Consider the following 11,190-nt stretch of genomic DNA (forward strand, 5'->3'; position numbering starts at 1 on the left):
CAGTTAAAGTTTTTAGTGAACGTCGCGGTACTGACCACCGGCTTTGATGCGCCGCATGTGGATCTTATCGCCATATTGCGCCCCACTGAATCGGTCAGTTTGTATCAACAGATTGTCGGGCGCGGCCTGCGTTTGTCGCCGGGCAAAACCGATTGCCTGATCCTCGATTATGCTGGCAATCCGCACGATCTCTTTACCCCTGAAGTCGGCACGCCAAAAGGCGCCAGTGACAATCAGCCGGTGCAAGTGTTCTGCCCTGCCTGTGGTTTCGCCAATACCTTCTGGGGAAAAACCACCGAAGATGGCCACATCATTGAACATTTTGGTCGTCGCTGCCAGGGCGTGATGGAGGATGATGAGGGCAATCGTGAACAGTGCGACTATCGCTTCCGCTTTAAAAGTTGTCCCGACTGCGGTGCAGAAAACGATATTGCGGCTCGCCGCTGCCATCAGTGCGATCGCATCATGGTCGACCCTGATGATATGTTGAAAGCCGCGTTAAAGCTCAAAGATGCACGCGTGCTGCGCTGCGGCGGCATGACGCTGGAGCAAGGGCGCGACGAGAAAGGCGAATGGCTAAAAACGACCTACTTTGATGAAGATGGCACTAGCGTCAGTGAACGTTTTCGTCTGCAAACGCCTGCACAACGTAAAGCCTTCGAGCAGCTGTTTATGCGCCCACACCAGCGCGCACCCGGCGTGGAACTCGGTTGGCAAACGGCTGCGGATGTTATCGCTTTGCAGCCACTGCTGCGTCATCCCGATTTTGTGGTGGCTCGTGCTAAAGGTCATTTCTGGCAAATTCGCGAGAAGATGTTCGATTATCAGGGACGTTATCGACGCGCGAATGAGCTGCGTTAAGCGACGGAATCATTTGCCCGCGTCTTCTATTGCGGCTATAATGCCGCCCGCTTTTGCATCCGTAAAAGCGTATGAATAACCGTCTGTTGCTGGGTCGCCTGTAGCAGAAATGATTGAAGAGAAATCAAATGACCACTTTCAACGCTGAAGTACGTAAAGAGCAGGGTAAGGGTGCGAGCCGCCGTCTGCGTGTAGCAAATAAATTCCCAGCCATCATCTATGGCGGAAACGAAGCGCCAGTTGCTATCGAACTGGACCACGACGTTGTAATGAACCTGCAGGCTAAGCCTGAGTTCTACACCGACGTGCTGACCATCGTTGTTGATGGTAAAGAAGTTAAAGTTAAAGCTCAGGCGGTACAGCGTCATCCGTTCAAGCCAAAACTGCACCACATCGACTTCGTTCGCGCTTAATCGCCAACGAGTTGAAAAGAGAACGCCGCTTACGCGGCGTTTTTTTTTGCCTGAAAATCAGTTACCGCCGGTTCGGCGCTGTAACTGATCGCGCAGATTAGGCGGTGTGCCTTTGATGGTCAGGGTATCGGTCGCGGGATCCCAAAAGATGCGCTCGCCGAGTAGCATGGCATCAAAATTCAGCGTCAGGCCGCCACCGCTGCCAGCAAATTTAGTCAGCTGACGTAAGGTGCTACGGTCTGCCGGGAAGTGCTCCTCCAGCTCGTAACCCTGCTCCTGGGTAAAGGCCTGGAAGGTTTTCTCACCCAGCGGAGGCAGTTCACTGGAAAGATCTTCCAGCGCAATCTCCTCACCCGCCTGCAGTTGATCATTACAGTAGCTGTAAACCTGCTGGCGGTAATTCTGGCGCTCGTTCTTATCAAGGTTCGACTCGGCACAGTAATCGTCTACCGCCTGCAGCAACCCCCGGTTCTGTGCTTTCGTATCCAGGCCCACACTGGCACCAAGGAAATCCATAAAAAAATCGGCCACTTTGCGCCCGACACGTCCGCGCAGGAAGGTCAGATAACGGGTGGATTCCGGATTGGTTTCCCATTCAGTGAGATCAATACGCGCCACGATATCCGCATGATTGATATCAAGATAATGGGTGCTGCTGATATCCAGCTGCTCATTGACGCGCATGCTCGACTGGCTGCTCAGCATCGCCACCAGCAAATACTCCACCGCCAGATAGCGATAGTGCAGGAACAGCACCACGCCACTTTCCGCAAACGGATATTTGCCCAGCTCATCACGCAGACGCCCGGTCGCCGCACGGCTAAAGGCCAGAAAGTCATCTTCCCCTTTGCGGCAATTGCGCAGCGCATCGGCCAGTTCACTCTCTTCATTAAACAGGCCGTAAGCCTTACTTTTGGCGCTGTACACCCGATGCAGCTCTTCTGCCATCTCTTCTACCGCACGGGTTGCGGGCAGCAAAGTGTCGCGCAGGACCACCTCAAGCTGGTTTTCATCACGTTTGACTAACTGATGCAGGGCAATCTGGTCGATATCCAGACTCATGGTAGACTCTCCTTTGGGCTCAGGCGCGTATTCAAACACCGCCCGCCGCTGCTTTCAACTCCACGCACAAACTGATCGCTCTGCTTGCGATTTAATTGCGGAAAAAAGCGCGTTGTTACGGTAATATACCGCCTTTTCACACTTGATTAGTCGACGATATGCCACAATCATCCCGTTATAGCGACGAGCGCGTAGAGAAGCTTCTCGCGCAGATGGCGCAGATTCTTGAAAAAGACAAAGCGCCTACCGACCTTTCCCTGATGGTGTTAGGGAACATGGTAACCAATTTGATTAACACCAGTGTCTCGCCGGCCCAGCGCCGCAGCCTGGCGAAATCTTTCGCGGAAGCGTTGCAGTCTTCCGTTCGCGATGACAACGCCCACTAAATTGCAGATCTGACCTCATAAATATGGTAACCAACCGGCAGCGCTACCGCGAAAAAGTCTCCCAGATGATCAGCTGGGGGCACTGGTTTGCCCTGTTTAACATCATCTTCGCGCTGATTTTAGGCAGCCGCTACCTGTTGGTCGCCGACTGGCCCGCCTCGCTTGCGGGCCGTATTTATGCCTATACCAGCTGGATTGGCCACTTTAGCTTTATTGTGTTTGCCGGTTATCTGCTGATTATCTTCCCACTCACCTTTGTGGTGATGTCACAGCGATTGCTTAGGGTGCTGTCGGCGATTATCGCCACTGCCGGGCTGACGCTGATTATGGTCGATAGCGCGGTATTCAACCGCTTCCACCTCCATCTGAATCCGGTGGTGTGGGAGTTGGTCATCAACCCCGACCAAAGCGAGATGGCGCGTGACTGGCAGCTGATGTTTATTAGCGTACCGGTCATCTTCCTCGTGGAGATGTTGTTTGCCACCTGGAGCTGGCAGAAGCTGCGCAGCCTGAATCGACGCTCATTTGGTAAGCCGCTGGCCGCGCTGTTTATCTGTGCTTTCTTTGCCAGCCATCTGTTGTATATCTGGGCCGATGCCAATTTCTATCGCCCGATTACCATGCAGCGCGCCAATCTGCCGCTCTCCTATCCGATGACCGCGCGACGTTTTCTTGAACGTCATGGCTTGCTGGATGCGCAGGAGTATCAGCGTCGTCTGGTGCAACAGGGTGATCCTGAGGCGCTGTCAGTGCAGTATCCGCTGAGTGATATCACCTTCCGCGATGGCGGCACGCGGCACAACCTGCTGCTGCTGACCGTTGATGGTTTGAGTCATGACAATCTGGATAAGGCACTGCCATCGCTGAATCAGTTTGCCAGTGACAACGTACGTTTTACCCAACACTACAGTGCCGGGATTGCGCCGGAAAAAGGCATGTTCGGTCTGTTCTACGGCATCTCCTCCAGCTATATGGACGGCGTACTTGCTGCGCGCATGCCTTCGGCATTACTTGGTGCGCTGAATTCGCAGGGGTATCAGTTTGGTCTGTTCTCCTCCGACGGCTTCAGCCAGCCCTTGTATCGCCAGGCGCTGTTAGCGGATTACAGCCTGCCAGAGGCGGATGCTCAGCCGAACAGCACGACGGTGAACCAATGGCAAAACTGGCTCAACGGCCAGAAAGCCGAGGGTGCGCCCTGGTTCTCATGGATTTCACTTGATGGCGTCAACGTGACTGGCGAAAGCATTAAAGCGCGTCAGCGCAGCTATTTGCGCCAGGCTAACAGCGTTGATGAGCAGATCGCGGCCGTGCTACAGACGTTGCAGCAACGCGATTTGCTCAAAAATACCGTGGTGGTGATTACCGCCCAGCGTGCGGTTACGCCGGATAATGATGATAATCCAGGCAACCGTGCAACGTTACGGGTGCCTCTGGTGGTGCACTGGCCGAATACGCCGGCGCAGACCATCGATCGTCTGACCGACCAGCAGGATGTGATGACGACGTTAATGCAACGTCTGCTGCACGTGCGCACCAATCCGGCCAACTATTCACAGGGTGAAGACCTGTTTGCTGCTCAGCGCAGCCACAACTGGGTCGCCAGTAGTGAAGAGGGCAAACTGGTGGTGACTACGCCAACCGTGACGCTGGTGCTGAATAACAACGGCAGTTACAGCGCCTACGATGCACAGGGCAATAAGCTGAAGGATCATAAACCGCAGCTGGCGTTGCTGCTTCAGGTGTTGACAGAAGAGAAGCGCTTTACCGCAAACTGATTAATAATGAGGCAGTTAAAACCTGCGCATATTGCAATCGTGAGCGGAACCAGTAGACTACTTCTCCACGTTCGGCACGTAGCGCAGCCTGGTAGCGCACGGTCATGGGGTGTCCGGGGTCGGAGGTTCAAATCCTCTCGTGCCGACCAAAATCCTATAAAAAAGCAGCCATTGAGGCTGCTTTTTTGCTTTTTGAAGGCCGCTACCCTCTATCACGCTGCGCCAGCCATTCGTCACGCGTCAGTTCCCAGGTGCCCGCAGGTAACTCGCCCTCAACAAAAGTTTTGCAATAGGTATCCACTAACCGCATGCCAGTGCGTTCCGAGATGCGACGAGAAGCCAGATTATCCATCGCCTTGGGCACACGCAGACGCGTCTGATCGAGATGGATAAACCAGAAATCGGTGACTGCTGCGCAGGCTTCACTCATCAATCCCTGCTTCTGCCATTCAGGCACCAACCAGGATCCCCGGTTATCTTCCGGCCCCAGGCGTAGTGAGATTAAACCAATCAGACTGTTGGGATCAGATCGATGGCGAAGGCTCCAGTGCCACGCCTGCCCTGCTTTCATTGCAGGCAGCGCCATACCCTCAATATATTGACGGGCGCCATCAGCGGGATAAGGCCAGGGCACAGAACCGATCAGATGCCGCACGATTTCCCAGCGCGGGAAAACCTGCTGTACCTGAATCGCATCTTCGCTTCGCAGCGGTTGCAGCAGTAAACGGGGCGTTTCCAGACGCGGTATTTCCATAACAACCTCCTTGGTTAACCCATTCAGTATTATCGTAAAACGGCCTGAGTGGGAAATCTTCTCGGAAATAATCAGTCAGTTACCGAAAGCAATCAAAGCGGAGCGGGATCACATTTTTCGTCAAATATGACAGCATTTCATCTGATTGAAACAAAACTGTCATACAGTTTAATTACTCTTATCCTTCCTGTTTTTCGATGGACACTTATTATGGTCATCAAAGCTAAAAACCTGCAGGACGCGGAAGAACTCCTGCATTCAGGTATCAGTAAAGTTGAACTGGCTTACGATATCGGCAGCGACGATTTTTTCCGCCTGGCTTCGCGGTGGTGTGACCGCGGTGCGCGTATAACCAAAGGCAACGAGCACTTTGTGGTACAGATCAAAGGCATGTCAATTCCGCCTAATCACTAAACGTGGGTGAGCCGCTTTGGCTTGCTCTTTTCACGGCTGACGGGTAAAAATAGCGTTTTAACCGTCAGCTGTGATGCTTAATGTTTGCTTCTGAAATTCCCCTGGCACTGCCCCCCTCTCCGTTTATTACCGCTGCGGCTATGACAAGCTCTCCGCTCCCTATTGCGTGGTGTGAATTTAATCAGCAGGCATGGCACAGCGATCTGCATCAACACTGGCAGCTCCCGCTACCACTGGCGTTACACAATGCCGTCACCAAGCGTAAAGCTGAGCATTTAGCCAGTCGCTGGCTGGCGCAGCAGATGCTGGCGCGCTTCGCGATGCCTGACTTTATCTTGCGTAATGCGCCCGATCGCTCGCCTGTATGGCCGGTAGGGATTCAGGCCTCACTCTCTCATTCGCAGCAAATGGCCGTCATCGCGGCAACGCAGGCGCCCCTGTGTATAGGCGTTGATGTCGAGCAAGTGATGGCAGAACAGACCGCAGAGGAAACGGCGGAGATGCTGATGAGCCGTGCAGAGCGTCAACGGTTAACCGCCGCTGCACTGCCGTTTGCAGCGGCGGCCACTTTGCTGTTTTCACTGAAAGAGAGTGTCTATAAAGCGTTGTGGCCACAGTTGCATCAGCCGATGGATTTTCTGCACGCGGAGCTGCTGGAGTGGGATTTGACGCAAGGCCGCGCCACGCTCACGTTGACGCAGGACTTTTCACGCGAGTTTAACGCCGGTACTCGCCTGCAGGCGCACTTCTGGCGACGCGGCGACCGCGTTATCACGCTGATCGCTCATCCCCTGAATAACCCATAAAAAAACCGGCTCAGAATCAATCTAAGCCGGTGACAACACAAGACGACAGAAGTGTTCCAGGGAGACAGAGACGAGGAATCTCTGTTGAAACTCAGCTTACTCGCCTGGCAACACCCTGCCCAATAAGGCTTTTTGCTAAGCTTTCCCGACTGATGTTAATGGCCGGTGTCAGTGCGCTTCACCGCATCCAGCGTGGCCATCTCACGTTCGTTACCGGTGAGTTCACTGAGCTGGCCTTCGCGCATCTCCAGCAAGCGGTCGGCATGAATGAAGTAGTGATCATCATGGCTAATAGCAAACACGGTTTTGCCTGACGCCTGCAGCCATGGCAGCAGTTCGCGGTAGAAGATGCGGCGGAAATGCGGGTCCTGATCGGCAGCCCACTCGTCCAGCAGCAAGATGTCGCGTTCCTCTGCCGCTGCCAGCAGCAGCGCCAGTCGCTTACTTTGCCCTTTAGAGAGCTGCAGATTCAGCACCTTATTGCCTTGCAGCTTCAATTTATCCTGCATCTTCAGGCGTTCCAGCCACTGCTGCACCAGCCCAGGATTGGCTGGCTGACCGCCGTGACCGATCAGGCGATCAAACAAATGCACATCGGTAAACACCGCCGAGAAGTGTTTACGATAAGCATCGAGGTTGTGCCAGTCGACCACTTTGCCATCCAGCAGCAAACTGCCCGATTGTGGCTGATAAAGCCCAGTCAGCAACATCGCCAACGTGGACTTGCCACTGCCGTTACCCCCAATCAGAAACACTAACTCGCCACGATGCAGCGTAAGATTAATCGGGCCAACCTGGAAACCGTGCTCGCCATAATGGAAGCAGACATCGCGCAGTTCCAGCGTTTGCCAGCTACTCACCTGTGGCAGTGCTTTGAACTGTGCATCATAAGGTGCGAGATCGAAGCTGTTGATTTTACGGAAGGCGACCTGCGCACTGAGTAAGGTCGGCAAGGCTCCCACTGCCGCCAGTAACGGCGTGCGCAGGAACAGCAGCGTCAGTGAATAGGTGGCGGCCACCGCCGTGTTCGCCCAACCCAGACCGTTAGCCATAAAGAACACAATGCCAATTGCGCCCAGCATCATGATATTTGACCAGTTAACCGCGCTGAGATGGAAGGTATCGGCACGAACGATATGATGACGATAGCTTGTGGCGTTTTCCTGATAGACGTTGTCGTAAATCAGTTGAGCGCGCTCGCGGTTAAGCTGTAGCTCTTTGCGTCCTTCAATAATGGTCTGGAAATCACGATAGAGATCGTCTTCGATTTCACGCAGCTTCGCCATGTGTTGATAAACGCGTGACACCAGCAGCCAGCCGCCGACCAGCGTGATTACTAACCACAGCGAGGTGATCAGCAGCATTTTAGGTGACAGCCACGCCAGATAGAGCGCGGAACCCAGGGTAATAATGATGCCCTGAATCAGTTCCGGCAGGCGGACAAAGGCGATGGTGATGGCACGCACATCACTGGTGAGTCCCGCCAGCAGTTGCGCGTTACCTATCTGCTCAATGCGTTCGACGCGTGTATCGAGGATACGTTTGATGAATTCGCCGCGCAGGCGCCAGACAAAGTGATGACCAAGCTGAGTCAACGCCAGTTGCGATCCCAGCGTCACCGCCATCAGCAGAAACAGCTGCCCCAGAAAACTCGGCAGCACAGAAATCGAGGTATTCACCGCGACGATCAGCTCGTTATTGATATAGGCGATTAAGCCGATGCCGAGCGCGGCGCTTAACAGCGTAAGCAGAATGACGCCAATAAAAGGCCAGCGATACTGGCGATAAACCACATGCAGCAATGCCATTAACAGATTCCGGAGGTCAACCAAGCAGCCTGCAGTTTAATGGCGCTCCGGATGATAGCAAGATTAATTCTCATTCACCGCGCCGTTAGTGGGCGCGGCGGAAAGTGAGATTAAAGCGAAAGGCGCCCGCTGCCGGGTGAATACCGGGTTTGAGCGGCAGAATGCCGTGATAACGCAGGCGTGAGGGGCCGCCCCACACTACGATATCACCGTGCTCCAGCAGCACCCGCTGCGTGGCATCACCGCGCTCAAAACCACCAAACTGGAACACCGCTGGCAGGCCTAATGACACCGAAACAATCGGCTGACGCAGATCCTTCTCGTCTTTATCCTGATGCAGCGTGAGTTTGGCACCGGGTTCGTAGCGGTTGATTAAGCAGGCATCCGGGTTAAAGCCGGGGAATCCCGCTTCCTGCGCAGTTTGTTGCGCCAGCGTGCGAAACAGCGCAGGCATCGGCGGCCATTTGTGCCCACTGGCATTATCCTGCTCCGTGTATTGGTAGCCGCGCGAGTCCGTCGACCAGCCCAAATCGCCACAGTTGGTCATCGCCACCGACATGCGATGCCCGCCCGGCGTGATGCGGTGAGCAAAGGGATTTTGCCCGGCAATCTCCTGTATCGCCGCCAGCAATGCGTCCGCATCATCGCGCGCGCGGCGGCGTAAAATCACCGCGCCTTCCGCTAACGGTTCCTGCCATGGAGCTTCTTCACTAAACAGATCCAGCATCTGCGCCTCCTGCCGTTATTTGCTTTCCTGATCGATCAGGAAGGATTTGAACTGGGGTGACATCCAGTGCGTAAAGCCGTCACCCTGCTTGCTGATCAGATAAACCGCCAAATGTTCCTTGATTGCCAACGCTTGTGCCCGTTCGCTGCCCAGCACCATCAACCCGGTATCCCAGCCATCGGCTTCCAGCGCGGTAGTCGCAATCACGGTGGCCGACACCAGTTTATGTTCGATGGGGCGTCCGGTCGCGGGATCGATCACGTGCGAAATGCGTTTGCCGTCCAGTTCATAATAGTTGCGATAGCTGCCTGAGGTGCTGATTCCGTGCCCCTGTAAGTCAACGCGCGCTTCGACGGCGTTTTCACGATCGGTGGGTTTTTGGATCGCCACACGCCAGGGTTGATTGCTGGCATTCTGCCCACGGGTTAGTACTGCGCCCCCCACCGACACCAGATAGTCGGTAATGCCTTGCTGCTCCATCAATCGTGCCAGATGATCGGTGGCATATCCCTCCCCCATGGTCGAAAGATCGACATCCAGCGCGGGCAGATCTTTCTGCAACCACTGCCCCTCTACGCTCTGGATCACATGCAGATGTTGTAAGCCGGTTTGCGCTTTCGCTGCATCAATCTGCGCCTGGCTCGGAGTGTGCGCAGGCTGTTTCGTGGGCCCGAACCCCCACAAATTGACCAGCGGGCCGACGGTGATATCCATCGCACCCTCGGTTTTATGACCGATGCGCAGGGCTTCAACCACGATATCCGCCATATCCGCGCTCACCGGCTGCGGCTGATCACCCTGATACTGGTTGAAGCGCGACAAAACTGAATCCTGCTTCCAGGTGGAGAGTTCATGATCATCACGATCAAGCTGCTGCTGAATAGCCTGCTGCAAAGCGGCCTGCCGTTGGGGATCGACGCCCGCCAGGCTGACGCGCCACTGGGTGCCCATGGTTTTCCCTTCCAGCACCAGTGCGCTACGGGAGGCCTGCTGGTCGCAGCCGAACAACGCGCTGGTCATAACACCAATTAGCAGAATATTCTTAATACCCATCACTTCCTCATCTGTAACTCATTAATTCATCCTGTTTCAAAGCATAAACCGCTTGTAAAACAGGCTAAAGCTGCTTGAAGTTCATACCTGACTTGCACAGGATTGAGCGTTCAAGCCCCCCAACCGCACAGGAGCGACAGATGATTTTTATGATTCTCGCTGTATCCGCCGTTCTGTTCATCTTCGGGACTTTCCGCTGCTGGCAACACTATCGCCATCGCCTGATTCAGCATTACCCCTCGCGCAAACGTTAAATTTTTGCACCATGGATTAATGATATGCACCGCTTCAGCGCTGCCGGAGTGTAGCAAATCAGATTGAGGCCGCGTGGCGCTGAGAGCGGTGACCTGGCATGAATTCTGCACCGTTGAGACTGAGTTGAACATCAGCGAGGTGCAAAATGGATAAGACAAAAACCCAACAAACCTGGCAACACTGGTTGCGCTTCTCCGCGTTTACGCTGGCAGGCGTCGCAATGGAAGGCAGCACACCCACGCCCCATACGTCGGGAGTGCCCGCGCCAAAAGCCAAAAAATGGCGCCCTGTATCGTAATCTCATCACTCCGCTCGCCCAGGCCCGGATGGTCATCCGGGCGTCTTCCTGCCTTACAGTGAAACAGAGACTCTTCTGCCGCTATCGGTCAGCCGTTAAAAAAGAAAATCCCTGAGAAGTTCCCAGCATAAAGGCAGTTTAAGGCTGCACAGATAATGTTGCTGGTCGACGGTGCCATTGTGCGAATACAGAGGAGGAAACACGCAGAGGATATCGTGGAGGTATGACAAAGTGCGTTAATGCAACAGATGCAGTAGCGGCGACCCGAAGGCCGCCGAGGGCGCACCGTGGCGCGCCCTACCAAGCTGCAACTTAGAACTGGTAAACCAGGCCCAGTGCCACAATGTCGTCGGTGTTGATACCGGCCGCATTGGTGAAGTTGTTGTCGTCCAGCATGTTGATCTGGTAATCAACATAGGTCGACATGTTTTTGTTGAAGTAGTAAGTCGCACCCACATCAACATATTTTTTCAGGTTCTGATCGCCGTAGTTCTGCACGTTGCCGCGAGAAGAAACGAACGCCAGGGATGGGCGCAGACCGAAGTCGAACTGGTACTGTGCCACCAATTCCCAGTTAT

General features: G+C 54.4%; 13 protein-coding genes and 1 tRNA gene. 8 read left to right on the forward strand and 6 right to left on the reverse strand.

The features are described 5' to 3' along the window. The coding region (locus H7A81_RS21555; protein WP_370529974.1) for a DEAD/DEAH box helicase at window positions 1–861 on the forward strand (861 nt) is incomplete at its 5' end. A gap of 128 nt (window positions 862–989) precedes the next feature. Beyond that, entirely contained in the window at window positions 990–1,274 is a 285-nt protein-coding gene (gene rplY / locus H7A81_RS21560) for a 50S ribosomal protein L25 (protein WP_034824983.1), read from the forward strand. Window positions 1,275–1,331: 57 nt separating this feature from the next. Here rplY and yejK read toward each other — a convergent pair whose 3' ends face one another. After that, entirely contained in the window at window positions 1,332–2,336 is a 1,005-nt protein-coding gene (gene yejK / locus H7A81_RS21565; protein WP_034824985.1) for a nucleoid-associated protein YejK, read from the reverse strand. Window positions 2,337–2,494: 158 nt separating this feature from the next. Here yejK and H7A81_RS21570 point away from each other — a divergent pair, with 158 nt between their 5' ends. The 3 genes from H7A81_RS21570 to H7A81_RS21580 all read left to right on the forward strand — a co-directional run bounded on the left by H7A81_RS21570 (window position 2,495) and on the right by H7A81_RS21580 (window position 4,646). Next, window positions 2,495–2,722, forward strand: coding sequence for a YejL family protein (locus H7A81_RS21570; protein WP_034824987.1), 228 nt, complete (start codon window positions 2,495–2,497; stop codon window positions 2,720–2,722). Between the two features lie 23 nt (window positions 2,723–2,745). Continuing rightward, window positions 2,746–4,497, forward strand: coding sequence for an LPS biosynthesis-modulating metalloenzyme YejM (gene yejM, locus H7A81_RS21575; RefSeq protein WP_166936097.1), 1,752 nt, complete (start codon window positions 2,746–2,748; stop codon window positions 4,495–4,497). A gap of 72 nt (window positions 4,498–4,569) precedes the next feature. Beyond that, window positions 4,570–4,646: transfer RNA gene (locus H7A81_RS21580), tRNA-Pro, on the forward strand. 53 nt (window positions 4,647–4,699) lie between these two features. Here the strand turns inward: H7A81_RS21580 and H7A81_RS21585 are convergent. Next, window positions 4,700–5,251, reverse strand: a complete 552-nt coding sequence (locus tag H7A81_RS21585) for a GNAT family N-acetyltransferase (RefSeq protein WP_182058675.1) — start codon at window positions 5,249–5,251, stop codon at window positions 4,700–4,702. Window positions 5,252–5,461: 210 nt separating this feature from the next. Between H7A81_RS21585 and H7A81_RS21590 the strand changes: the two genes are divergently transcribed. Both H7A81_RS21590 and H7A81_RS21595 read left to right on the forward strand, forming a co-directional pair. Continuing rightward, window positions 5,462–5,665 carry a hypothetical protein gene (locus tag H7A81_RS21590; RefSeq protein ID WP_034824993.1) on the forward strand — a complete coding sequence of 68 codons (204 nt, stop codon included), beginning with the start codon at window positions 5,462–5,464 and terminating at the stop codon, window positions 5,663–5,665. Between the two features lie 140 nt (window positions 5,666–5,805). Continuing rightward, on the forward strand, window positions 5,806–6,471 hold the full coding sequence (locus H7A81_RS21595; RefSeq protein WP_255479010.1) for a 4'-phosphopantetheinyl transferase: 666 nt from the start codon (window positions 5,806–5,808) through the stop codon (window positions 6,469–6,471). 155 nt (window positions 6,472–6,626) lie between these two features. Here the strand turns inward: H7A81_RS21595 and H7A81_RS21600 are convergent, their stop codons facing one another. The 3 genes from H7A81_RS21600 to apbE form a co-directional block, all read right to left on the reverse strand. Continuing rightward, the gene (locus tag H7A81_RS21600; protein WP_182058677.1) at window positions 6,627–8,279 is read right to left on the reverse strand and encodes a multidrug ABC transporter permease/ATP-binding protein; all 1,653 of its coding nucleotides are present in this window, start codon (window positions 8,277–8,279) and stop codon (window positions 6,627–6,629) included. Window positions 8,280–8,364: 85 nt separating this feature from the next. Further along, the gene (alkB, locus tag H7A81_RS21605; protein ID WP_182058678.1) at window positions 8,365–9,006 is read right to left on the reverse strand and encodes a DNA oxidative demethylase AlkB; all 642 of its coding nucleotides are present in this window, start codon (window positions 9,004–9,006) and stop codon (window positions 8,365–8,367) included. 15 nt (window positions 9,007–9,021) lie between these two features. After that, the gene (gene apbE / locus H7A81_RS21610) at window positions 9,022–10,059 is read right to left on the reverse strand and encodes an FAD:protein FMN transferase ApbE (RefSeq protein WP_166934722.1); all 1,038 of its coding nucleotides are present in this window, start codon (window positions 10,057–10,059) and stop codon (window positions 9,022–9,024) included. A gap of 400 nt (window positions 10,060–10,459) precedes the next feature. Between apbE and H7A81_RS21615 the strand changes: the two genes are divergently transcribed. Further along, window positions 10,460–10,612: a hypothetical protein gene (locus H7A81_RS21615; protein WP_166934724.1), complete on the forward strand. Its 153-nt coding sequence runs from the start codon at window positions 10,460–10,462 to the stop codon at window positions 10,610–10,612. Between the two features lie 312 nt (window positions 10,613–10,924). Here H7A81_RS21615 and H7A81_RS21620 read toward each other — a convergent pair. Then, window positions 10,925–11,190: porin (locus H7A81_RS21620; protein WP_182058679.1), on the reverse strand; the 266-nt coding region annotated here is incomplete at its 5' end.

The sequence above is a fragment of the Pantoea sp. ME81 genome (genome assembly GCF_903970985.1).
GTDB classification, from domain to species: Bacteria; Pseudomonadota; Gammaproteobacteria; order Enterobacterales; family Enterobacteriaceae; genus Pantoea; species Pantoea communis.